Below are 23,575 nucleotides of genomic sequence, written 5' to 3' on the forward strand. Positions count from 1 at the left end.
CTGGTAGCCCGGCTTCTGCGGCCCCTTCGGCTGGGGGACTGCGGCGTGACGCGACGACCCCGCCCTCGGGCCGGTGTGGGCCCCAGGCCGGGGTCGTACGACCGCTCTCGGGATCTTCCCCTCTTCCATCGAGTCCTCAGAGGACGGAACCGGGATTGCCGGGGCGGATGCGACCGCGCCAGGCGCCGGTCTCGCCTCCACGCTGCTCGACGTAGTCCTTGAAGCGACTGAGGTCCCCGTTGACGCGGCGGTCGATCAGACCGAGCGCGTCGGCCCCCCGCTCGGCCATACCGCTGGGCTCGACGTCCATCGTGAGCTCGACCCGGGTGTGCGTCTCGTCCAGCGGCTCGAACCTGACGGATCCCCGCTGCCGGATGTCGCCCTCGATCGCCCGCCAGGTGATCCGGTCGTCCGGCAGCTGGTCGACGATCTCGGTGTCGAACTCGCGCCGTACCCCGCCGATCTTCGTGGTCCAGTGGTTGTGCCGGTCGTCGAGCTGCCTGACCTCCTCGACGCCCTCCATGAAGTTCGGGAAGTCCTCGAACTGGGTCCACTGGTTGTAGGCCGTGTGGACCGGGACGGCGACGTCCACGGCTTTCTTGACCGTGCTCATCTGTTCCTCCTCGTCGGAAACGGCTCGTCACCGGGATGCGGTCGGTGTCCCGACTCGCTCTCCCGTGGCCGCCGAGTACCCGGTCCCGCCGCGCGCACCCTTCTCCGCACCGCCCGCCGGTCACGGTGTCGAGGGGCGCGTCTCCGTCCAGTCGACCATCAGACGGCGTTCGGAGAACAGCCATTCGCCGTCCTGCCTGGTGAACTCGTCGAGATAGCGGATGGACGCGATCATCAGCGTGCGCCCGCCGTCGTCCCCGACCGAGAGATGGTGGGCCAGGCAGTAGCTCTCGCCGGTGGCGCGGTCCCCGTCGAGGGAGACGGTGCTCTGGCCGTTGAAGTGCGTCGTCGTCCGATACGAGTTGAGATTGTCGAACACGGGGGCGAGGGAGGCGCGGCCGTGCAGCTCCTGCGTCGGCTCCGCCGCCGTGGCGTCCATGAACACCAGAAAACGGGTGTCCTCGGTGAACAGGCTCATCTGGCCCTTGGCGTCACGCCGGTCCGCGCAGTGGGCGTAGGCGTCGATCAGCTCACGGATGGCCAGCCGGTCGGCGGCTTCCTGAGGTGAGACGGAGGTGTGGGCGGCCATGAGGGGCTCCTCGGGACTTTCTTGCGTCTGTCTGTTTGACAGATGTATAAAAGCATCGTAGACGTGGCCGTGCAACGGCGATCGCGCAGTTCACGGCCCACGGCTTCGCCGGGGCCGTCAAGGCCTGGCTCGACGGCCCGTCCGCCACCAAGGACGAACTCGTCGCCTCGGCCATGGCCTGTGCACCCGCCTGGTGGAGGTCCGGTCCCGTGCCGGACCCCGCCTCCCAGTGATGGAGCCCTTTGTGAACGTCGTCGTCTTCGGCGCGTCCGGCATGGTCGGACAAGGCGTCCTGCGCGCCTGCCTCCTCGACCCCTCGGTCGACAGCGTCCTGGTCGTGGTCCGCCGCCCGCTCGGCGTCACCCACCCCAAGCTGACGGAAGTCCTCCATGACGACTTCACCGACCTGTCCGCCATCAGTGACCGGCTGACCGGCCTGGACGCCTGCTTCTACTGCCTCGGTGTCTCCTCCACGGGGATGACCGAGGCCGAATACACCCGCGTCACCTACGACTTCACCCTCGCCGCCGCCCGCGCGCTGGTCGCCGCCGGTCCCGGACCGACCTTCACCTATGTCTCCGGTGAGGGCACCGACAGCACCGAACAGGGCCGCACCATGTGGGCGCGGGTGAAGGGACGCACCGAGAACGCCCTGCTGGCCATGCCGATGAACGCGTACATGTTCCGCCCCGGCTATATCCAGCCCCGCCACGGAGCGGTCTCCCGGACCCGTGCCTACCGCGTCATGTACTCCCTCACCTCCTGGCTCTACCCGCTGCTGCACCGCCTTGTGCCCGCCCACACGACGACCAGCGAACACCTCGCCCACGCCATGCTGGCGCTGACCCGTCCGGGCGTGACCGAGAACCGGGTGCTGTACAGCAAGGACATCAACCGCCTGGGCGCCTGACGGTTCCCCGTACGGACCCCGGCGTCAAGTCGCCCGGCGTGCGGCCATGAGCATGACGATCACGGCGGCCAGGGCGAGTGCGGCGCCGGTGCAGAGCGGCGCCCGGTAGCCGAGGCCCGCGGAGATGGCCAGGCCACCGAGCCAGGCGCCCAGGGCGTTGCCGACGTTGGACGCGGAGACGTTGGCGCTCGCTGCCAGTGCCGCTCCGTGGGCCGCGTCGGTCACCCGAGTGATCATGCCGGGGACGGCGGCGAACCCGGTCAGCCCCATCAGGAACACCAGCATCACCGACGCCACGGCACTGCCGGCCAGCAGACCGAACACGGCCAACGTGACGGTCAGTCCCAGCAGCGCCAGCACCAGGGCGCGGTCGCGGTCCCGGTCCGCCGCTCGCCCGCCGATCAGGTTCCCTACCACCAGGCCGGCGCCGTACAGCATCAGCAACCAGGCGACCGTCGCCGCGGAGAACCCGCTGACCTCGGTGAAGGTGTACGCGATGTAGCTGAACGCACCGAACATCCCGCCGTATCCGAGCGCGGTGGCGGTCAGCGTCAGCCACACCTGCCAGGAGCACAAGGCCCGGAACTGGTCCCGCAGGCCGGTCGACGCCCCGCCGCCGGTCGCCGCCCCCGCCCCGCCGGGTACGAGGGCGATGATGCCGGCCAGCGCCAGTACGCCGATCGCGGTGACCGCCCAGAAGGCCGCCCGCCATCCCCAACGCTCACCCACCAGCGCGCCGAACGGCACACCGAGCACGTTCGCGAGCGTCAGCCCGGCGAACATGACCGCCACCGCACGGGACTTCCGTTCCGGCGCGACCAGGCCACGTGCGACGAGCGAGCCGATTCCGAAGAACGAACCGTGGCACAGGGCGGCGACGATCCGCCCGAGCAGCAGCACGGAATAGGTGGGCGCGATCGCGGACAACAGGTTTCCCACGACGAACAAGGCCATCAGCCCGACCAGGACCTGCTTGCGCGGCAACCGCGCCGTCGCCGCCGTGAGGGCGATCGCGCCGACGGCGACGCTCAGCGCGTACCCGGAGATCAGCCAGCCCGCGGTCGCCTCGGACACCGAGAACCCCGAGGCCACCTGTGGCAGCAGACCGGCGATCAGGAACTCGGTCAGCCCGATGCCGAAACCGCCAAGGGCCAGGGCGACCAGCCCGATCGGCATCCGTCGCGGTTCCGTCCCGCGCCCGTCCGACGGCGCGGCCCTGTCGCCGACCCCGATGACCCGGATTTCACCCATGGAGCGACCTTCACCGCCGACGGCGGCCTCGTCCATGGACAAAGACCCAGGACGCTTGGACGAATCGGTGCCGGGGGACCGGTCGGCTACTACGGCCTGAACATGGGCACCGCGATCGGGGTGCCGCTGACGGCGGCCGACGCCAGGATCACCGCCGCGGTCCTCGGGCTCCACTGGCCCGACGCCCTGGCCGAGGCGGCCCGGCGGATCACCGTCCCGGTCGAGTTCGCGCTCCAGTGGGACGACGAGCACATTCCACGGGAGGCCGGACTCGCGCTGTTCGACGCCTTCGCCTCGAAGGAGAAGGCGTTGCACGCCAACACGGGCAGCCACAAGGAACTGCCCAGGTTCGAGGCGGACAGCGCGGTCCGCTTCTTCGCCCGGCAGCTGGTCCGAGCCGACACCTCACCGGCCCTGACCTGACGGGCCGTCGGCGCCCGGCCGCACCCGCCGTACCCGTGACGGCGGTCGGCCACACAGCCCGGCGACACCGGCCGGGCGCCGGCACCGTCCGCCGCGAATCCCTTTCTTCACGCCTTGACTTAACATCGGGGACATTGCTTGGATCTCAATTCGGCGTTCCTTGTGTGCCGTTGGTGACGCAGCGGTCACGCGCCTCCGGTTCGGCACGGCACACCCCCGACCCACCAGAGCCCAGGAGCAGTTGTGAGACGTACGCTCACCACGATCGCGGCCGTATCTGTCATGACACTGCCACTCATCGGCGCGGGCCCGACCGCGCAGGCCGACCGGGCCGCGAGCGGGCACACCGGACACGGCCAGGTCGTGACCGGCACCTATTCCACCGGCGGTGCGCAGGCCTGGCGCCCCCTGCCGATCGTCAGGACGGGCACGGACACCGGCGGCCCCGTCGACGCCACCGTGGTCGCCGACCCCAGCGCCCTCCGGCAGCAGTACACGGGGATCGGCTTCTCCCTGGACGAGACCAGCGTGTCCAACCTGTGGAAGCTCACCCCCGGCGAACGTGCCAAAGCCATCCGGCTCCTGGTCGACCCCGAGCACGGCGCGGGACTCGACCGGTTCCGGCTGACGATCGGCAGCCCCGATCTCATCGAGCACCTCCCGTTCTGGTCGGAGGACGACCTGCCCGCCGGAGTCACCGAGGACTTCGGCCTGAAGCACTTCTCCATCCGGCGGGACCTCGACCTGCACATCGTCGACACCATCAAACTCATCCAGCGCTACAACCCCCACGCCACGTTCTTCGCGTCGGCGTGGAGCGCGCCCGCCTGGATGAAGACGAACAACCGGTTCCTCGGCGAGGTCGCCCTCAAGCCCGGCAGCAGCACGGACTACTACCAGGTCGGCAAGTTGCGGGACGACTGCATCGAGGTGTTCGCCCGGTACTACGTCAAGTTCGTCCAGGCGTACGCCCGGCAGGGCATCCGCGTGGACGCGCTGACCCTGCTGAACGAGCCGGGCATGGACGTCGTCTACCCGGCCATGGACATCAGCGTCGCACAGCAGCAGAAGCTGGCGCTGGCGATCAAGCGTGAGGTCCGTGCCGCCCATCTGGGCACCCAGCTGTATGTGCACGACTTCAACTTCTGGGACTGGCACGACCCCAACAGCACGGCGACGAAGAACTACTACCGCATCTTCGAGGACGCCCCGGACGGCTCGGTGACCGGCGCCCAGGTCCGCAAGGCGGCGGACGCCATCGCCTTCCACCCCTACTGGGGCGACCCGACCGTCATGCGCGACGCCTACGAGCAGACCGGGAAGCCGGTCCAGCTCACGGAGACCAGCGACCTGTCGCCCTCGACCGTCCTCGACGACTTCCGCCTCGACGCCGGTTCCTACATCCTGTGGGCCCAGACCACCGACCAGGACGGCGGCACCCTGCACTGGACGCCGTCGCGGGACAACAACATCGACTGGGACGAGGTCGCGGCCACCACCAAGTGGCCCGACCGGCTGGTCACGGTCAACACCGGCACCAAGGAGTTCACGGTCCGCGACGAGCTGTACCAGCTGGGGCAGTTCGCGAAGTACCTGTCACCCGGTGACGTACGCCTGGAGTCCAGCGCCGCGCAGGACGGCGTCAGCAATGTCGTCTACCGGACCCACGACGGCGGCTATGTGGCCGTCCTCGGCAACGGTGCCGGATCCGACCGCAGGGTCCGGATGGTCGTCGGCGACCAGACGGTCGTCGTGACGGTACCGGCGGGCTCCTTCGCCACCTACCGGTGGCAGGGCAAGGCCGCCACGGGCTCCCGCAACCACGCCCCGGTCCTCGCGCCGGCCGCCGACGTCGTCGCCGACCAGTACGGCACCACGCGGGTGCAGTTGAAGGCCACCGACCGGGACGGCGACCGGCTCTCCTACTACGCGACCGAACTGCCCGACGGCGTCACCCTCGACCCGGCGACCGGCCTGGTCACCATCCGTCCGACGGCCACCGGCGAGCAGGACCTGACCTTCTACGCCACCGACGGCAGGGCCCACGACCAGGTGACCCTCCACCTGACCGTCCGTCCGCACGCGGCACCCGTGGGGGAGAAGATCGAGGCCGAGGGGTACACGGACCAGCACGGCTGGCCCGCCGACGGCAGCAACTTCATCGAGAGCAACCCGGTCGCCAGCGGCGGCAGGAACGTGGGCTGGACCGCCGCCGGCAACTGGCTGACGTACCGCGTCGAGGTGCCGGCGACCGGCTCGTACGATCTCGAACTGCGCGTCGCCAATGGCACGGCCGCCACCGCGGCGAACGCCGTGTCCCTCCGGGACGACAGCGGCCAGACCCTGGCGACGGCGTCCGTGCCGCCCACGGGCGGCTGGGCGAGCTACCAGTCGGTGCACGTACCCGTCGCCCTGCGGGCCGGGGAACAGACGGTCACCGTCTACTGCGAGACCGGCGGCTTCAACCTCGACTACCTGCGCCTCACCGCTTCCTGACCCCTTCCTGACAGCCGCCGTCACCCGGCGCCGGACCGGCCGTGCGCCCCCGGCCCGGGGTACGGCCAACCCCCCTGTGCGACGAGGTGTCGACCAGGCGCAGGGAGACCGTGCTCACCGGGTGCGGTCCGCCGGGCACGGACTGGGACCGGCTCGGGATGTTCGGCCACTCGGCCGGCGGCTTCACCGCGTTGCAGGTGATGCACGACGACCGGCGTATCGCCGCGGCGGCCGACTTCGACGGCGTCCTCGCGCACGCCCAGGAGGACAGCGACTCCGGCTACCTCTCCTCCGTCGCCGCCGAGGGCCTGGACCGCCCGTTCCTGCTGGTCGGCAAGGACGGCAAGGACCTGAGCACGGTGCCCTCCTGGAACGCCCTGTGGCGGCACAGCCGGGGCCGGGGCGAGGGCCTGACCCTGCGCGGCGCCCAACACGCCACCTACACCGACGCGGAGGCGATGATCCCGGGGATCGCCCGACAGCTCGGCCTGCCCCGCAGGACGGTCGTCGAGAACATCGGCACCATCGCCCCGGGGCGCGCGACCACCGCCGAACGGGCCTGCCTCGCCGCGTTCTTCGACCGCCGCCTGCGCGGCCGTACCGGCGAAGCCCTCCCGGACCGCTTCCCGGAGGTGCGCCCCTTCTCCCGCCGGAACCGCTCAGAACCGCACCGGTAGGCCGAGCAGGCCGCGGGTGCGCATCGAGGGGCGCCAGTGCGGGTCGTCGGCGGGGACGTCGAGTTCGAGGCCGGGGAGGCGCTCCAGCAGCGCGGCGAGGGCGACCTCGGTCTCCAGGCGGGCGAGCGGTGCGCCGAGGCAGTAGTGGATGCCGTGGCCGAGGGCCAGGTGCCCGGTGGCGTCGCGGCCGATGTCGAGCCGGTCGGGTTCGGGGAAGCGGCGCGGGTCGCGGTGGGCCGCCGCCAGGGACAGCAGTACGGTCTCGCCCGCCGGGACCGTGACCCCGCCGATGGCGACGTCCTCGGTGGGGAAACGGCGGATGGCGAGCGGGGCGGGGCCGTCGTAGCGGGCCAGTTCCTCGACGGCCGGACCGATCCGGGTGGGATCGGCGCGCAGCGCGGCCAGCTGGGAGGGGTTGCGGAGCAGGGCGAGGGTGGCGTTGCCGATGAGGTGGACGGTGTTCTCGTATCCGGCGAACAGGATGAGGAAGGCCAGGGACATCAACTCGTCCTCGCTGAGCCGGTCTTCCTCGTCCCGTACGGCGATCATCGCGGAGAGCAGGTCGTCGGCGGGCTCGGCGCGCTTGCCGGCGAGCAGCCTGGCGAAGAAGGCGAGCAGGGCCTTCACCGCCTCCTTCGCCCGCTCGGGCCGCGCGGCGTCGGGGATGACGAGCGCGTCGGTCCAGGACCGGAAGTCCGGCCGGTCCTCCTCGGCCACGCCCAGCAGCTCGCAGATCACGGCGATGGGCAACGGCGCGGCGTAGCCGGCGATCAGGTCGGTACGGCCGAGCGGCTCGATGGCGTCGAGCAGCGCGTCGGCGGTCCGGCGGACGGGTCCACGGAGGAGGGCGATACGACGCGGGGTGAACGCCTGGGACACCAGGCGCCGGACGCGGGTGTGGTCCGGCGGGTCCATGTTCAGCAGGTTGGCGTCGAGCGCGGGCGGCAGGGCGAGCCCCCGGTAGCCGCCGGGTTTCGCGTGGGCCTTGTCGAGCGAGAGCCGGGGGTCGGCGAGGGCCTGCCGCACGTCCTCGTACCGCGTCACCAGCCAGGCCGGCAGCCCGTCGGTTCCGGCGACACGGTGCACGGGTCCGGCCTCCCGGAGCCTGGCATACACGGCGTACGGGTCGGCGAGCAGCTCCGCGGGGTCAACGGCCGCCGGAGCAAGGGGCGTTGTACTGGCGTCCATGGCTCACACCCTAGACACCGGGCGCCCGCGCCCGCAGACACCGGGCGCCCGCGCCCGCAGACACCGGGCGCCCGCGCCCGCAGGCGCCCGGCGCCCGGCGCTCGCGGCGACGGCGCTGTCCGCCCGGGGTGTGTCCCAACGGTGCCCGCGCAGTGCCACGGCCGTCGCGGCGGTCGATCCGGCCGGTCCGCCACCGACGGCGATCAGGCCGTGGCCCGAAGTCATCCAGGCGCTCTCCTCGTGGTGGCCACGGTCGCCAGGGCCGCGCGGCCCTCGGACGGGACAACCGCGGCGCGGCGGAGCCGCTGCGGCGGCGCGGCGCGCGGCCAGGGGACCGGCGGTCCGGGCGGCGATCCACCCCGGGGGTTGCAGCGCCTGCGGGACCGGCGTTTTCTGGAAGTATCCGATGGTGAAACACGAGCGCCTAGGGTTGCGGCATGGACCGGGGGCTCTGTCTCGACATGTTTCTCCTGGCCAGAGCCTCGGTCTGTGCGGTCCGTCGTCGTGTCCCGGCGTTCCACGCGGAGGTGAACCAGGTGAAAGCCGTTGTGTATGAGAAGCCCTTCAGCGTCGCGGTCAGGGACGTCGACGATCCGCGCATCCAGCACCCGAACGACGTGCTGGTACGCGTCACGTCGACCGCCATCTGCGGATCCGACCTGCACATGTACGAGGGCCGTACGGCCGCCGAGTCGGGCATCGTCTTCGGACACGAGAACCTCGGCATAGTCGAGGAGATCGGCACCGGTGTGACCTCGTTGTCCAAGGGCGACCGCGTGGTCATGCCGTTCAACGTCGCCTGCGGATTCTGCAAGAACTGCCTGGCCGGCAAGACCGGCTTCTGCCTCACGGTCAACCCGGGCTTCGCCGGCGGAGCCTACGGCTATGTGGCCATGGGCCCCTACGAGGGCGGTCAGGCAGAGCTGCTACGGGTGCCGTTCGCCGACTTCAACTGCCTGAAGCTGCCGCCGGGCGAGGAGTTCGAGACCGATTTCGTGCTGCTCGCCGACATCTTCCCGACCGGCTACCACGGCTGTGAGCTGGCCCAGGTGATCCCTGGCGAGAGCGTCGCCGTCTTCGGGGCCGGCCCGGTCGGGCTGATGGCCGCGTACTCCGCGCTGCTGCGCGGCGCCGCCAAGGTGTTCTCGGTCGACCGGGTGCCCGAGCGGCTCGCCAAGGCCGAGCAGATCGGGGCGATACCGATCGACTTCTCCAAGGGCGACCCGGCCGAGCAGATCAAGGAACAGACCGGAGGTGAGGGCACCGACAAGGGCGTCGACGCCGTCGGCTACCAGGCCCAGGCGCCCGACGCCAGCCACGAGGAACCCGCCGTGGTCCTCAACACCCTCGTCGAGACGGTACGGCCGACCGGCATGCTCGGCATCCCGGGCCTGTACGTCCCGTCCGATCCGGGCGGACCCGACGAGCACGCCAAGCACGGCCAGCTGCTGGTCTCCATCGGCAGGATGTTCGAGAAGGGCCAGCGGATGGGCACCGGCCAGTGCAACGTCAAGCAGTACAACCGGCAACTGCGTGACCTGATCATCGCGGGGCGGGCCAAGCCCAGCTTCGTGGTCTCCCACGAACTGCCCCTGGAGGACGCGCCCCGCGCGTACGAGAAGTTCGACCAGCGGATCGAGGGCTACACCAAGGTCGTCCTGCATCCCGGCCACGCCCTTGCGGCGTAGGACCCGCCCACGGCGATTCTCGGCGGTGTAGGACCCGCCCGCACGGCGCGGCGGTCCGGCTCCCGTGGCCGGCCCGCCGCGTGCCGTGCCCTCATCGGCTCGGCGGCACCTCCCAGCGGCGGTTACGGCTGCCCGGCCCGGCCCTTTCCGCGTCTGCCGGGGCCGCGGCGAGGGCGGCGATCCACTCGGCGGGCCAGGGTGCGCTCCCCCGTTCCTCCCCCTGCGGCACGTGGACGACCGTGTAGCGGCCGGACGCGGCGAGTCGGCGCGGCCGGCCGTCGATCTCCTCGCCCCACACCTCGAACCGGAAGGTCAGGGAGGACGTGCCGATGCGTTCCACGTCGAGGACCGTCGTCACCTCCTGCTGGAACCAGAGAGGGGAGGCGAAGTCGACCTCGTAGCGCACGCGGGGCGCGGCACCGAAATAGCCGACGACACCACGCTCGCGCACCAGCGCCGCCTCGGCCGCCTCCACGAACCGCACCACCGCCGAGTTGTGGTAGTGCCCGGAGGCATCGGTGTCCGGCCACTCCACCCGGCACCGGTGGACGGCGCGGGCCATTTCAGGAGCCATGGGTCGGCCTTCCGGGGGAGAGGGAAGCAGTATCTCGTATTTTTCACGGCCGTCATTTGAAGTCAACACGTCGCCTCGCGGTCCGCGGGCGGTCAAGGGGGACCGAACCCCAGCACAGCGAAAGGGGCGACGTGAAACTTGCATCCCTCGCCGTCGACGGCGTACGGCGGTCCGGCGTCGTGGACGAGTCCGAGCGGACGGTCATGGTCCTGCCGACGGAGATCGGCACCGTCGACGACATCGTCCGCGGCGGCCCGGAGGCTCTGGAAGCGGCCCGGAGTACCGCCGCCGCGCCCGGCGAGTCCGTGCCGTTGTCCCAGGTCCGTCTGGAAGCCCCGCTGCACCGCTTCAACCGCGACATCCTGTGCACCGGCTGGAACTACTGGGACCACTTCGAGGAGTCGAAGGGCAAACGCGAGGGGCAGGACCCGGACGGGCGGCCCCGGCACCCCACCTTCTTCACCAAGGGCCCGGACACGGTCATCGGCCCCGCCGACGACATCGCCTACGACCCCGACCTCTCCGCCAAGTGGGACTACGAGGCCGAGATCGCGCTGGTCATCGGCCGGGACGGGCGCTCGATCCCGGAGGAGAAGGCCATGGACCACGTCTTCGGCCTGCTCGTCGCCAACGACGTCTCCCAGCGCGATCTCCAGCGGGCGCACGGCGGCCAGTGGCTCAAGGGCAAGAGCATCGACGCGGCCATGCCACTGGGGCCCTGGCTGACGACGGCAGACGAGATCGACGACCTCACCGGCCTGCGGGTGCGGTGCGAGGTCAACGGCTGGCTGCTGCAGGACGCGAGCAGCGGCCAGATGGCCTTCTCCGTGCCCCGGATCATCGCCGAGCTGAGCCGTGACATGACCCTGCGCGCCGGAGACGTGGTCCTCACCGGCACCCCGAGCGGCATCGGCAACGCCCGCGACCCGCAGATCTTCCTCGCCGACGGCGACGTGGTCGTGACCCGGGTCAGCGGCCTCGGCGAACTCCGCAACACCGTGCGCCGGACCCGCCTCACCTGAGCGGGCTCCTGGAATGGCCAAGGGGTCTGCCGGACCGCATGGCCCGGCAGACCCCCGTTGTCCCGTCGCCGCTAGCCGCGACGCCCCGCGGCCTGGTACTCGTCGTCCGCGGCGGGCGAGGAGCCGGCGTCCACTCCCGGCTCCGCCCGGTCGGCGTGGCCCGGCCACCAGGCGGCGTGCCCGATGAGCGCGGTGAGGCTCGGGGTGAAGAACATCGCCATGACGAACGCGGCGACCGCGATGCCGAAGGAGACCGCGAAGCCCATCTCCGTGAGCAGCGCGTTGCCCGCCAGCATCATCGTGGCGAAGGTCGCCGCCAGGATGAAGCCGGCCGCGGCCACCGTCGGCCCGGCGTGCCGCAGCGCCATCCCGGCCGCCTCGCGCGGCTCACGGCCCTCACGGGCCTCCTCGCGGAGCCGGGCGATCATGAGGATGTTGTAGTCCGTGCCGATGGCGACCACGAAGAGATACATGATCACCGGGAGCATGAACATCAGCCCGGGCTTGTTCTGCGCCTCCTGGAAGATCCAGACCGTGGCGCCGAGCGTGGCACCGAAGCCCAGACCCACCGAGGCGATCAGGTACCAGGGAGCCACCACGCTGCGCAGCAGCAGCCCCAGGATCACCATGATCAGCAGGGCGGCGACGGGGAACACCGTCCGGTAGTCGTGGTTGACCGCGGAGTCGATGTCCTTGTAGATCGAGGACATGCCGCCCACGACCGCCTCGGTGCCGTCGGGAGCGTCTGCGTGCGCGACGTCCCGCACCCGGCCCACGGCGTCGATCGCCTTGTCCGTGGACGCCTCGTACTTGAGCGTGACGGTGAAGTCCGCCGTCGTACCGGCCTTGTTCACCTGCGACATCCGGGCGCTGGCGACACCGTCCACGGCCCCGAGCTTCGACGCGTAGGCGTCGAACGCGGACCTGTCCAGCGGCTTGCCGTCGCTGCTGGAGAGATAGACGTCGGTGGGCGCGGCGGCACCCGCCGAGTACGCCGTCTGCATCTGGTCCTGGACGACCATGGACTCCTTGGTCTTGGGCATCGAGCCCGAGGCCAGGTCGAACGTGGCCTTGTAGCCGAGCGTGCCGAGCGACAGCACGAGCAGGATCAGACCCGAGACCGCCGCGGTCAGCGCCGGGCGGCGCTGCACGCCACGGCCCAGGGCCGCGAAACGCGCGTTGGCCGGTTCCTGCTGCCAGGACTTCGAGGGCCAGAACACCTTCGGGCCGATGAGGGAGACCACGGCCGGGATCAGGGTCAGCCCCGCGATCAGGGTGACCGAGACCGAGATGGCCAGCGCCGGGCCCATCTGCTTGAGGAAGCCCAGCGTGGACAGCACCAGCGCGAGGAAGGCGATGATGACCGCGCCGGCCGCCGACGCGATGGCCTCACCGACCCGGTCGACCGCGTTGATCATGGCCTGCTTGGGTTCGTCACCCGCGCGCAGGCGTTCGCGGTAACGGAACATCAGGAACAGGAAGTAGTCCGTGCCCACGCCGAAGAGCACGACGATCAGGATCGACGAGACGGAACTGTTGGCCTGGAGGCCGAACAGCTTGGTGGCGTACGCGATCAGCCCGTTGGCGATCGCCGACACCACGCCGATCAGCAGAAGGGGCAGGAACGCCAGGATCGGCGCCCGGAAGATGATCAGCAGGGTGACCAGGATGATCACGAAGGTGCCGATGCCGATCAGCGCCTCACCGCGCTTGGACGAGTCCTGCTGGTCCAGGGCCTGCGCGGCCGAGCCGCCGAGCTTCACCTCCAGGTCCGTGCCCTTGGCCAGTTGCTTGACGTCGTCGCGCAACACCTTGGCGGCGTCCGCCTGGACGGGCTGACCCGCCTTCTTGCTGTCCATCTGCACCAGGGTCAGGGTGTACCTGCCGTCCTTGGACGGCGGGCCGGGGACGACCTTCTGTACCTGATCGATGTGTTTGTCGCCCAGTTCGGTGGTGATCCGGGCGACGTCCTTCAGATCGGCCTGGCTGAGCTTGCCGCCGTCGGTGCGCTGGTACAGCGCGATCGCGGACGGCGTGAAGGCGCTGGGGAACGCCTTCTGCTGGAGATCGGCCGCTTTGATCGACTCGTAACTCTTGGGCAGGAAACTGCTTTCGTCGCTGTTCGAGGGCAGGCTCGGGGCGGTGGCGACGATGGCCACCGCCGCGATCAGCCATGCCACGATCGTCCAGACAGGATGCCGGACGACGGCAGTGCCAATACGTCGGAACATGCGGAAGGTCCTCCTGGGTAGGAAGATCACCGCAGCCCGGGGAGCGGACCCTGGCATCGGCGACCCCGACCGGCCCGCATCCGACGGGCCGGTCGCATAGTTGTCTTGCGGTCATATGGTAGGGATCACGGGTGGAGGTCGGTCCAGTGGGTTTCCGGCAGCGCCGCGACCGTCTCGCGCGCGGCCCCGTCATCTGTACGGCAGGGGCCCGGTCGGCGACCATCGAGGACATGATCGCCGTACCGCCGCCCGCCCGGAAGGCCGAACCATGTCAACGACCAGTCAATGGCAGCTGCGGGCCGCGTTCGCGCAACGGCTGTCGGAGATGTACGGCCGGGAGGTGCCCGCCTACACGACGCTGGTGGACGTCTCGCGCGAGGTCAACGAGGACGTGCTGCGGGCCCGGGGCGCCGACGCCGAACGCCTCGGGTCCATCGGCCGCGTGACCGCCGAGCGGCACGGAGCCATCCGGGTCGGCACCCCCCGCGAACTGCGGCAGGTCGCCCGGATCTTCGGCGCCCTCGGGATGCAGCCGGTCGGCCTCTACGACCTGCGGGAGGCCGCCGCCAGCGCCGTCCCCGTCGTCTCCACCGCCTTCCGGCCGGTCGACGGCGCGGAACTCGCCCGCAACCCCTTCCGGGTGTTCACCTCCATGCTCACCGTCGCCGACCCGCGCTTCTTCGACCCCGACCTGCGCGCGCGCCTGGAGACCTTCCTGGCCGGCCGCGAGCTCTTCCCCCCGGAGCTGCTCACGCTGGCCGACCGCGCCGCGGCCGACCGCGAACTGCCGGAAGACGACGCCGAGCGCTTCCTGCGACTGGCCGTGCGGGTCTTCGAGTTGTCCAGGGAACCGGTGGACCGGGACTGGTACCGGACCCTGGAGAGGGTCTCCGCCGTCGCCGCCGACATCGGCGGGGTCCGCGGCACGCACATCAACCACCTCACCCCGCGTGTCCTGGACATCGACGAGCTGTACCGCCGCATGACGGACCGCGGTATCGAGATGATCGACACCATCCAGGGCCCGCCGGCCTGGAAGGGCCCCGACGTCCTGCTGCGCCAGACCTCCTTCCGGGCGCTGGCCGAGTCCCGCCCGATGCGCACCGAGGACGGCAGCGTGGTCACCGGCTCCCTTCGGGTGCGCTTCGGCGAGGTCGAGGCCCGCGGCATCGCCCTCACCCGCACCGGACGGGCGCACTACGACGAACTCCTCGGCCGCGTCGACGAGCAGGCGTCCCAGCACCCCGCGGGGGCGCGCGATGAGCTCGCGCGCGCCGTCTGGGAGCGGCACATGCCCGGCAGCGAGGAGGAACTCGCGGCGCGGGGCCTGGCGTACTTCACCTACCGGCTCGCCGACGGGCGGCCGCACGACGGCGGCAGGCCGCCCACCGACGTCGGTGAACTGGTCCGGCAGGGCTGGGTGGTGGCCGAGCCCGTCGTCTACGAGGACTTCCTGCCCCGCTCCGCCGCCGGCATCTTCCAGTCCAACCTCACCGGCCAGGGCACCCGCGACAACGGCCGGCAGGGCACCGCCTACGACGCCGACTGGCTCTCCGGCGCCATCGGCCGCGAGGTCCTCGACCCCTTCGCCCTCTACGAGCAGCAGCAGAACGGCTCCCTCGCCCAGGTCGCCCGCGCCCTGGGCCTCACCGGCACCCTCCGCTGACCCCTCATCCCTGGAGGTCCCACGATGACCAGCACCGCGCTGCCCACCACGGACGACCTGCGTACCCGCGCCCGGGCCTGCCTGCGGACCATCGGCGTGCAGGTCGCGGACGGCGACGACTTCCCGGCCCGCACCCCCATCACCGGCGAGCACCTCTTCAGGCTGAAGGCCGCCACCGGCGACGACATCGAGGAGGCCCTCGCGGCAGCTCGTACCGCCTTCCTGACCTGGCGCACCACCCCCGCCCCGCGCCGCGGCGAACTCGTGCGCAGGCTGGGGGAGCTGCTGCGCGAGCACAAGAGCGACCTCGCCGATCTCGTCACCGTCGAGGCGGGCAAGATCCGCTCCGAGGCGCTCGGCGAGGTCCAGGAGATGATCGACATCTGCGAATTCGCGGTGGGCCTGTCCCGCCAGCTGTACGGCCGTACGATCGCCTCCGAACGCCCCGGCCACCGCCTGGCCGAGACCTGGCACCCGCTCGGCGTGGTCGGTGTCATCTCCGCCTTCAACTTCCCCGTCGCCGTGTGGTCCTGGAACACCGCCGTGGCCCTGGTCTGCGGCGACACGGTGGTCTGGAAGCCCTCGGAGCTCACCCCGCTGACCGCCCTGGCCTGCCACCACCTGCTCGCCAGGGCCGCCGAAGAGACCGGCGCACCCCGTGACGTACACCGCCTCCTGCTCGGTGACCGCACGGTCGGCGAGCGGATCGTCGACGACCCCCGGGTGGCCCTCGTCAGCGCCACCGGCTCCACCCGCATGGGCCGCGCGGTCGGCCCGCGCGTCGCCGCCCGGTTCGGCCGCAGCCTGCTGGAGCTCGGCGGCAACAACGCCGCGATCGTCGCCCCCTCCGCCGACCTGGACCTCGCCGTCCAGAGCATCGTCTTCGCCGCGGCCGGCACGGCGGGCCAGCGCTGCACCACACTGCGCCGCCTCATCGTCCACCGCGACCTCGCCGACACCCTGGTCGAGCGCCTGACCGCGGTCTACGGCAGGCTGCCCGTCGGCAGTCCGTTCGACGACACGACGTTGGTCGGCCCGCTCATCTCCACCGCCGCCCTGGACGCCATGCACGACGCCCTCACCCGCGTCCAGGCGCAGGGCGGCAAGATCCTGGCCGGCGGAAACCGGCGCCTGGCGAAGGCGGCACCGGCGGCCGCCTACACCGAGCCCGTCCTGGTGCGCGTCGACGAACAGACCGACGTGGTACGGGAGGAGACCTTCGCGCCGATCCTGTACGTCCTCACCTACGACACCCTCGACGAGGCGATCGCGCTGCACAACGACGTCCCGCAGGGCCTGTCGTCCAGCATCTTCACCCGGGACCAGCGGGAGGCCGAGATCTTCCTGTCCGCGGCCGGCTCCGACTGCGGCATCGCCAACGTCAACATCGGTACCTCCGGAGCGGAGATCGGCGGCGCCTTCGGCGGCGAGAAGGATACCGGCGGCGGCCGCGAGTCCGGTTCCGACGCCTGGAAGGCGTACATGCGCGCGGCCACCAACACGGTCAACTACTCCGGCGAACTCACCCTGGCCCAGGGCGTCAGCTTCCTCTGACGAGGCCCTGAAGGCGGGCGGCGGCCCGTCTCACGTCCCCGGGAGCCGTTTCGCGATGCTCCCGACGACGGCCGCCGCGAGGTTCTCGGCGTCACCGCACAGCTTCTTCTCCGGCAGCGGGGCGTACACGGTCAGCTGGAACAGCTCCACCGTGTGGTCGCCGGCGGAGTCCGTGTACGTCCGGTGGGGTGTCCGTACGGTGCAGGTGTCGTCCTCGGCCTCGTCCGCGACGAAGTAGCTCCGGGTGCCGACGACTTCCACCGGATGCCCGTCGTCGGAGTCCAGCGAGTTGTCGCGGCTGAACTGGATCTCCACCTCACGGTTGCCGTCGTCGCTGGACCAGTCGCAGTCCCAGCCGCCGAAGCCGCGGTCCCGGTTGTCCGCGTCGACGCCGGGCACGCGGGCCAGGTCGGGCGCGCCGAGCAGGGCGCAGGCGTCGAGGCGGGCCAGGGAGTCCGCGGCGGGCTGGGCCGTACGGCGGGGCACCGGGCCGTCGTCCAGAACGCCGACGACGTGGTCGGTGGCGGCGTCGGCCAGGTCGCAGGGGTCGGGCGCGCCCTTCCCGAGCCGCTTCCCGACGATGCGGATCTGGTGGCGGTCGGCGGTCAGGACGGCCCGCTCGCAGGAGTCGTCGTCGGGCTTGAGGGCGACGACGGTGAGGTGCCCGACGACCCGGGTGGTGAGGTCGCCCTCGTAGTCGTCCTGGTCCGCGTCGAGATTGACCTGGACGTCGGCGTTGTCGTCGCCGTGGGTGTTCTCGACGAGGACGTCGCAGCGATCGATCTCCCCGTAGTCCGGGTCCAGTTCGGTAGCGCCGAAACGGCTCAGGGAGGCCGCGTCGAGCAGTTTGCAGGGGTCGGCGGTGCGGGCCTCGCCCATCGTCCCGGCGGCCCGCGCGGTGGCCGGCGGCTTCGCGTCCGTGGCGGTGCTTCCGGCGCCGGCGTCCTGCGAGTTCCACGGGGCGAGCAGGACCAGTCCGGCCGTGACCGCGGCCACCGTGGCCACGGCCGCCACGAGCAACGGGCGGCGGCGACGGCGTACCGGGCGGGGCAGCCGGAGCGTGAGCGGGGTGAGGTCGATGGTGCGCTGGTCGTGCAGGTGCGCGGACGGACCGGCCGCCTTCAGCAGGAGCTTGCGCGCCCGTGCGGCGTCCGGGCGGTGCCGGGGCTCCAACTCCAGCAGCGCGGCGAGCGGTTCGGCCAGCGGGCCGGCCCGGCGCGCGGTCTCGATATGTCCCTCGATGGCCCGGGCGACGTACGCCATCGGGTGCTCGGCCTCCCCGTACGGCGACCGGCCCTCGACCGCCGCGAACAGTGCGGCACCGAGCGAGAACACGTCGGCCTTCTCGCCGGGCTGCCGTCCCCTGGCCACCTCGGGGGCCAGATAGCGGGGTTTGCCGCGCACCCCACCCGTCACGCTCTGGGTGGTGTCGCTCCACAGGGCCCGGGAGATCCCGAAGTCGGTGAGCCGCGCGACTCCTTCGGCGGTCACCAGGATGTTCTCCGGAGTCACATCGCCGTGCACCACACCCTCGGCATGCGACTTCGCGAGCGCGTCCGCCATCTGGCAGCCGACGGAGCCGACGTCCTCGGGGGAGAGCGGACCGTCCTCGGCCATGAGCTGGGCGAGGCTGCGCGAAGGCACGTACTCCATGACGATCCAGCAGGTGGCGCCCTCGTCGACGAAGTCGAAGACGCCCACGATGTTCGGATGGTGCAGGCGCCCCGCGTTGCGCGCCTCGCCCATCAGCCGCTGGGCGGCCCGGGGGTCGTCCAGGCGGGCGCACTTGACCGCGACCCGCCGCTGCAGGCGCTCGTCCCAGGCCCGCCAGACGACTCCCATCCCGCCTCGGCCGATGGCCTCCCGCAGAACGTACCGGCCGGAGATCCTGTCTCCGGCCTCGGGTTCTACCAGCACCGCCCCGCCCCTCGCCGCACGTCACCCGCGTGGTGGTAACTCACGGTGGCGGAGTGTAGTCACCCGTGATCTGCCCCACAGGGCCTGCCGGAGACCGGCCCAGAACCCTCACAACACGCGTCACGCCGACGGGTTGTCCACCCCCTCGGTGCCGGCGCCGTCGTGGTCGTCGCCCGGCGCGCCGGCCGCTCCCGCCGGGAGCAGAAAGGCGGTGAGCGCGGCCGTGTCGTCCTGCAACTGGTCGCCGCTGTAGGCCAGCAGATCCTGATGGAGCCGCTCCAGCAGCTCCGGGGGCGGCATCGGTCCCCACGAGCGCATCCGCTGGAGCAGCGGGTAGAAGGAACCGTCCGGGTCACGGGTCTCGGTGACACCGTCCGTGTAGAGCAGCAGTTGGTCGCCCGGGCCGAAGGCGTAGGTGTCGACGTGATAGGGGTCCCCGACGAGCATGCCGAGGTTCAGCGGCGGCCCCGACCGCCCCCGGTCCAGCTCGCTCACCTCGCCGGGGCGGATGAGCAGCGGTGGCGGATGGCCGCAGTTGAGGACGCGGACGATCCTCTCGTCCTCGGGGATCTCGGCGAAGACGGCTGTGACGAACCGCTCGCCGGTCTCGGTGCCGCCGAGCTGGTGGGCCCGGCGCGTCATGCTGATGTCCACCCGCTCCACCAGGGCGTTGAGGTCGGGTTCGTCGTGTGCGGCCTCTCGGAACGCGCCCAGCATCGCGGCCGCGGTCTCCACCGCGAGCAGGCCCTTGCCGCGCACGTCGCCGATGAGCAGCCGGACCCCGTACGCGGTCGGCACGGCCTCGTAGAGGTCGCCGCCGATCCGTGCCTCCGCGGCGGCGGACAGGTAGAAGCTCTCCAGCAGCAGGTTCCCGATCCGGTACGGGACCGGTCTGAGCAGGACGCGCTGGGCGATCTCGGCCACGGACCGGACGTCGGCCAGGGTGCGTTCCCGGCGGATCCGGTGCGCGGCCAGGATCGTGCCCAGGGCGCCGACCAGGGCCGTACACGCGTAGGCGGCGACATAGTGCCGTTCCCAGAGGTAGCCGACGTCGCGTCCCGCGCAGCACGGGGTTCCGGCCAGTAGGAGTTCGAGGCCGATGGCGAAGGCGGTGGCGCAGGCGACGACTACGGGCGGGTGCGCGAAGGCGGTCACCAGGGGGAGGGCGATCAGCGCGAAGCTGACCGGCCACTGCACGGGGGTGACCGGCTCCATCAGCAGTACACCGATGACGTACAGGACCGGAAGCCAGCGCATCCACGCGGGGGGCGCGGGCAGTGCTGAGTTGCGACCGTCGTGCCTCACCCGGGGCTCCTGGCATACGAATCTCGACAAGAGGCCCAGCCTCTCGGGCCGCCGCCCGCCGCGCCGGTGATTGCTCCACTCAGCGGCAAGTTCCGACGTCCGCGGCAGCATTCGTGTTCGATGTCGAAACATTCGAGGATTTGATGAGCATCGCTCTGATCTTGGATTGGCCGATTGTCGACAGAGTCGATCCACTATTCGCCCGTCAAGGACGTGAAGTGCGGAAATAGGTGATCGGGTAAAGCGAAGGTTTCGAATTAATTACCGAAACTGTTGACAGCTGGCATGGGCAGACCAACACTCCCCACCAAGCCACACCCGCACAGGCCATACGAGGAGGCACCGCATGAAACCGCTCGACCACGCACTGAGCCGCCGGAGCGCCGGCGCCCTGCTGCTGGGCGCCGCCGCCGGGCTGGCCCTGCCCGGCACCGCCCGCGCCGCCACCGTCATCACCACGAACCAGACGGGCACCAACAACGGCTACTACTACTCGTTCTGGACCGACGCACAGGGCACCGTCTCCATGACCCTGGGCTCCGGCGGCAACTACAGCACCAGCTGGCGCAACACCGGCAACTTCGTCTGCGGCAAGGGCTGGAGCACCGGCGCCCGCCGCAACGTGACCTACTCGGGCAGCTTCAGCCCGTCCGGCAACGGCTACCTGTCCCTCTACGGCTGGACGTCCAACCCGCTCGTCGAGTACTACATCGTCGACAACTGGGGCACCTACCGGCCCACCGGCACGTACAAGGGCAGCGTCACCAGCGACGGCGGCACCTACGACATCTACCTGACGACGCGGTACAACGCCCCGTCCGTCGAAGGCACCAAGACCTTCAACCAGTACTGGAGCGTCCGCCAGTCGAAGCGCACCGGCGGCACCATCACCACCGGCAACCACTTCGACGCCTGGGCCAGGGCCGGCATGTCCCTCGGCAGCTTCAGCTATTACCAGATCCTCGCGACCGAGGGTTACCAGAGCAGCGGCAGCTCCACCATCACGGTGGCGTGATGAGTGCCGTATCGGAGCGCTCGTCGCGCCCCTTGCCGGCGATCGCCGCCGCCCTCGTGCTGGCCGCCGCGGGCACGCTCGCCCTCGGCGCCGGCCCGGCGCACTCCGCCACCTGCGTGGGCTACGTCGGTCTCACCTTCGACGACGGGCCGTCCAACGCCCACACGCCGGGCCTGCTCAGCGCCCTCAAGGCGAACGGGCTGCGGGCCACCCTGTTCAACGAGGGCCAGTACGCGGCCGCCTACCCGGCCCAGGTCCGGGCCGAGGTGAGCGCGGGCATGTGGGTCGGCAACCACAGCTACACCCACCCGCACCTGACCCAGGAGACCCAGGCGCAGATCGACTCGGAGATCTCCCGCACCCAGTCCGCCGTCGCCGGCGCCGGTGGCGGGACACCGGTACTGTTCCGGCCCCCGTACGGCGAGACCAACGCGACCGTGCGCACGGTCGAGGCCAAGTACGGGCTGACCGAGATCATCTGGGACGTCGACTCGCAGGACTGGAACGGCGCGAGCACCGACGCGATCGTGCAGGCCGTCTCCCGGCTCACCAACGGCCAGACCATCCTGATGCACGAGTGGCCGGCCAACACGCTCGCCGCGATCCCGCGCATCGCGCAGACCCTTGCGGCCAAGGGCCTGTGCTCCGGCCGCATCTCCCCGGGGACCGGCCACGCGGTCGCGCCCTGAGAACACCCGCACAAGTGGCGCGGCGGTCCGTCGACCGCCGCGCCGTCCTCATGAGTTCGGATGAACACGAATCCTTCGCGCGCTGTGCACCGCTAGGTTCGTGGGCGTGGACTACTACGACCTGGGCAGTCACAGCCGGCGCGTGACGACGTCGTCCCCCGAGGCGCAGACGTGGTTCGACCGGGGGCTCATCTGGACCTACGCCTTCAACCACGAGGAGGCCGTCCGCTGTTTCGAGGCGGCCGGCACGGCCGACCCGGAGTGCGCCATGGCCGACTGGGGTGTGGCCTATGCCCTCGGCCCCAACTACAACAAGCCCTGGGAGTTCTTCGACCAGGAGGACCTGGCGCGCACGGTGGAGCGTACGCACGCCGCCGTGGAGCGCGCCCACGCCAAGGCCGTCCACGCGACCCCCGTGGAGCGCGCCCTCGTGGAGGCGCTGCGCGCCCGCTACCCGCAGGCCGCGGCCCCCGACGCGGAGGCCTGCTCGGTATGGAGCACGGCCTACGCCGACAGCATGCGCGGGGTGTACGAACTGGCGCCCGGCGACCTCGACGTGGCCACCCTGTACGCCGACGCCCTGATGAACCTCACCCCCTGGCAGCTCTGGGACATCCGCAGTGGCCGACCGGCCGAGGGCGCCCGGACGCCGGAGGCCAGGGCCGTACTGGAACAGGCCCTCGGGACCGAGGCGGGCACCCGCCACCCCGGCCTGCTGCACCTCTTCATCCACCTGATGGAGATGTCGCCCACCCCCGAGGCCGCCCTGCCCGTCGCCGACCTGCTGCGCGACCTGGTCCCCGACGCCGGCCACCTCCAGCACATGCCCTCGCACCTGGAAGTCCTCTGCGGCGACTACCGGCGCGTGATCTCCGACAACGCCGCGGCCGCCGCCGCCGACGAGAAGTACCACGCCCGCGCCGGGGCGATGAACTTCTACACCCTCTACCGCTGCCACAACCTCCACTTCCGGATCTACGGCGCGATGTTCCTGGGCCGCCTCCAGGACGCCCTCGCCACGGCCGAACGGCTCGAAGCCGCCGTACCCGAAGAGCTGCTGCGCGTGCAGAGCCCGCCGATGGCCGACTGGCTGGAGGGCTTCCTGGCGATGCGGGTGCACGTCCTGATCCGGTTCGGCCGCTGGGACGACATCCTGCGCCTGCCGCTGCCCGCCGACCCCCGGCTGTACTGCGTGACCACCGCGATGCTGCACTACGCGCGCGGTGTCGCGCACTCCGCCACCGGCCGGACCGCCGAGGCCGGGGCGGACCGCGCCCGCTTCCGGGAGGCGGCCGCCGCCGTCCCCGGGACCCGCATGCTGTTCAACAACACCTGCGCCGACATCCTGGCCATCGCCGCCGCCATGCTCGACGGCGAACTCGCCTACCGCAGGGGCGACTACGACACCGCCTTCGCCGAACTGCGCCGGTCGACCGACCTGGACGACCACCTTCCCTACGACGAACCCTGGGGCTGGATGCAGCCCACCCGGCACGCCTACGGCGCCCTGCTCCTGGAGCGCGGCCGGGTCGAGGAGGCCGAGGCGGTCTACCGGGCCGACCTCGGCCTGGACGACACCCTGCCCCGGTCGTTGCAGCACCCGGGCAACGTCTGGTCCCTGCACGGCTTCCACGAATGCCTCCAGCGGCTCGGCAAGGAGGGTGAGGCAGGGATCGTGGCCCAGCAGCTGAAGCTCGCGGCGGCGACGGCGGACGTACCGATCGGCGCCTCCTGCTTCTGCCGTACCGACTGCTGTCGTACGCCGTAG

Annotated in this window: 17 protein-coding genes and 2 pseudogenes; 11 read left to right on the plus strand and 8 right to left on the minus strand. The window is 71.1% G+C overall.

Annotated elements, in window-relative coordinates:
- Positions 1-136: 136 nt before the first annotated feature.
- Entirely contained in the window at positions 137-613 is a 477-nt protein-coding gene (locus AB0D59_RS23535; protein ID WP_362568553.1) for an SRPBCC family protein, read from the minus strand.
- A gap of 120 nt (positions 614-733) precedes the next feature.
- Entirely contained in the window at positions 734-1,201 is a 468-nt protein-coding gene (locus AB0D59_RS23540) for a nuclear transport factor 2 family protein (protein WP_362568556.1), read from the minus strand.
- A 244-nt stretch (positions 1,202-1,445) separates the two neighbouring features.
- Between AB0D59_RS23540 and AB0D59_RS23545 the strand changes: the two genes are divergently transcribed.
- Complete coding sequence (locus AB0D59_RS23545; protein WP_362568559.1) at positions 1,446-2,111, plus strand: epimerase; 666 nt, start codon at positions 1,446-1,448, stop codon at positions 2,109-2,111.
- Between the two features lie 24 nt (positions 2,112-2,135).
- Here the strand turns inward: AB0D59_RS23545 and AB0D59_RS23550 are convergent, their stop codons facing one another.
- A complete protein-coding gene (locus tag AB0D59_RS23550) occupies positions 2,136-3,287 on the minus strand; it encodes an MFS transporter (RefSeq protein ID WP_362569118.1) in 1,152 nt (383 codons plus the stop codon).
- Positions 3,288-3,425: 138 nt separating this feature from the next.
- Here AB0D59_RS23550 and AB0D59_RS23555 point away from each other — a divergent pair.
- The 3 genes and pseudogenes from AB0D59_RS23555 to AB0D59_RS23565 all read left to right on the plus strand — a co-directional run.
- A pseudogene (locus tag AB0D59_RS23555) lies at positions 3,426-3,785 on the plus strand (alpha/beta hydrolase); the annotation flags it as partial.
- Between the two features lie 282 nt (positions 3,786-4,067).
- Positions 4,068-6,281, plus strand: coding sequence for a carbohydrate-binding protein (locus tag AB0D59_RS23560; RefSeq protein WP_362568562.1), 2,214 nt, complete (start codon positions 4,068-4,070; stop codon positions 6,279-6,281).
- Between the two features lie 86 nt (positions 6,282-6,367).
- The gene (locus tag AB0D59_RS23565) at positions 6,368-6,958 is read left to right on the plus strand and encodes a hypothetical protein (protein ID WP_362568565.1); all 591 of its coding nucleotides are present in this window, start codon (positions 6,368-6,370) and stop codon (positions 6,956-6,958) included.
- On the opposite strand, the gene AB0D59_RS23570 is transcribed toward AB0D59_RS23565, so the two are convergent.
- Complete coding sequence (locus tag AB0D59_RS23570; RefSeq protein WP_362568568.1) at positions 6,941-8,146, minus strand: cytochrome P450; 1,206 nt, start codon at positions 8,144-8,146, stop codon at positions 6,941-6,943. The two genes, AB0D59_RS23565 and AB0D59_RS23570, sit on opposite strands and share 18 nt — an antisense overlap.
- Before the next feature lie 536 nt (positions 8,147-8,682).
- On the opposite strand from AB0D59_RS23570, the gene AB0D59_RS23575 reads away from it, so the two are divergent.
- Positions 8,683-9,834, plus strand: a complete 1,152-nt coding sequence (locus AB0D59_RS23575) for a glutathione-independent formaldehyde dehydrogenase (RefSeq protein ID WP_362568571.1) — start codon at positions 8,683-8,685, stop codon at positions 9,832-9,834.
- A gap of 91 nt (positions 9,835-9,925) precedes the next feature.
- Here AB0D59_RS23575 and AB0D59_RS23580 read toward each other — a convergent pair whose 3' ends face one another.
- Positions 9,926-10,408 carry a thioesterase family protein gene (locus AB0D59_RS23580; RefSeq protein WP_362568574.1) on the minus strand — a complete coding sequence of 161 codons (483 nt, stop codon included), beginning with the start codon at positions 10,406-10,408 and terminating at the stop codon, positions 9,926-9,928.
- Between the two features lie 131 nt (positions 10,409-10,539).
- Between AB0D59_RS23580 and AB0D59_RS23585 the strand changes: the two genes are divergently transcribed.
- On the plus strand, positions 10,540-11,430 hold the full coding sequence (locus tag AB0D59_RS23585) for a fumarylacetoacetate hydrolase family protein (RefSeq protein WP_362568577.1): 891 nt from the start codon (positions 10,540-10,542) through the stop codon (positions 11,428-11,430).
- Between the two features lie 71 nt (positions 11,431-11,501).
- Here AB0D59_RS23585 and AB0D59_RS23590 read toward each other — a convergent pair whose 3' ends face one another.
- Positions 11,502-13,661 carry an MMPL family transporter gene (locus AB0D59_RS23590; RefSeq protein ID WP_362568580.1) on the minus strand — a complete coding sequence of 720 codons (2,160 nt, stop codon included), beginning with the start codon at positions 13,659-13,661 and terminating at the stop codon, positions 11,502-11,504.
- Positions 13,662-13,929: 268 nt separating this feature from the next.
- Between AB0D59_RS23590 and AB0D59_RS23595 the strand changes: the two genes are divergently transcribed.
- The gene (locus AB0D59_RS23595; protein WP_362568583.1) at positions 13,930-15,327 is read left to right on the plus strand and encodes a VOC family protein; all 1,398 of its coding nucleotides are present in this window, start codon (positions 13,930-13,932) and stop codon (positions 15,325-15,327) included.
- A 24-nt stretch (positions 15,328-15,351) separates the two neighbouring features.
- Entirely contained in the window at positions 15,352-16,881 is a 1,530-nt protein-coding gene (locus AB0D59_RS23600; RefSeq protein ID WP_362568586.1) for an aldehyde dehydrogenase family protein, read from the plus strand.
- 30 nt (positions 16,882-16,911) lie between these two features.
- Here AB0D59_RS23600 and AB0D59_RS23605 read toward each other — a convergent pair whose 3' ends face one another.
- Together AB0D59_RS23605 and AB0D59_RS23610 are read right to left on the minus strand one after the other, a co-directional pair.
- A complete protein-coding gene (locus AB0D59_RS23605; protein ID WP_362568589.1) occupies positions 16,912-18,798 on the minus strand; it encodes a protein kinase in 1,887 nt (628 codons plus the stop codon).
- A gap of 120 nt (positions 18,799-18,918) precedes the next feature.
- Positions 18,919-20,103 carry a PP2C family protein-serine/threonine phosphatase gene (locus AB0D59_RS23610; protein ID WP_362568592.1) on the minus strand — a complete coding sequence of 395 codons (1,185 nt, stop codon included), beginning with the start codon at positions 20,101-20,103 and terminating at the stop codon, positions 18,919-18,921.
- A 346-nt stretch (positions 20,104-20,449) separates the two neighbouring features.
- Here AB0D59_RS23610 and AB0D59_RS23615 point away from each other — a divergent pair, with 346 nt between their 5' ends.
- The 3 genes and pseudogenes from AB0D59_RS23615 (at position 20,450) to AB0D59_RS23625 (ending at position 23,575) form a co-directional block, all read left to right on the plus strand.
- Positions 20,450-21,118, plus strand: coding sequence for a glycoside hydrolase family 11 protein (locus tag AB0D59_RS23615; protein WP_362568595.1), 669 nt, complete (start codon positions 20,450-20,452; stop codon positions 21,116-21,118).
- Positions 21,118-21,804 (plus strand): annotated as a pseudogene (locus AB0D59_RS23620) (polysaccharide deacetylase family protein); the annotation flags it as partial. The gene AB0D59_RS23615 and the pseudogene AB0D59_RS23620, both read left to right, overlap by 1 nt.
- Positions 21,805-21,913: 109 nt before the next feature.
- The gene (locus AB0D59_RS23625) at positions 21,914-23,575 is read left to right on the plus strand and encodes a hypothetical protein (RefSeq protein ID WP_362568597.1); all 1,662 of its coding nucleotides are present in this window, start codon (positions 21,914-21,916) and stop codon (positions 23,573-23,575) included.

It is taken from the genome of Streptomyces sp. NPDC048417, from assembly GCF_040651615.1.
Classification (GTDB): Bacteria; Actinomycetota; Actinomycetes; order Streptomycetales; family Streptomycetaceae; genus Streptomyces.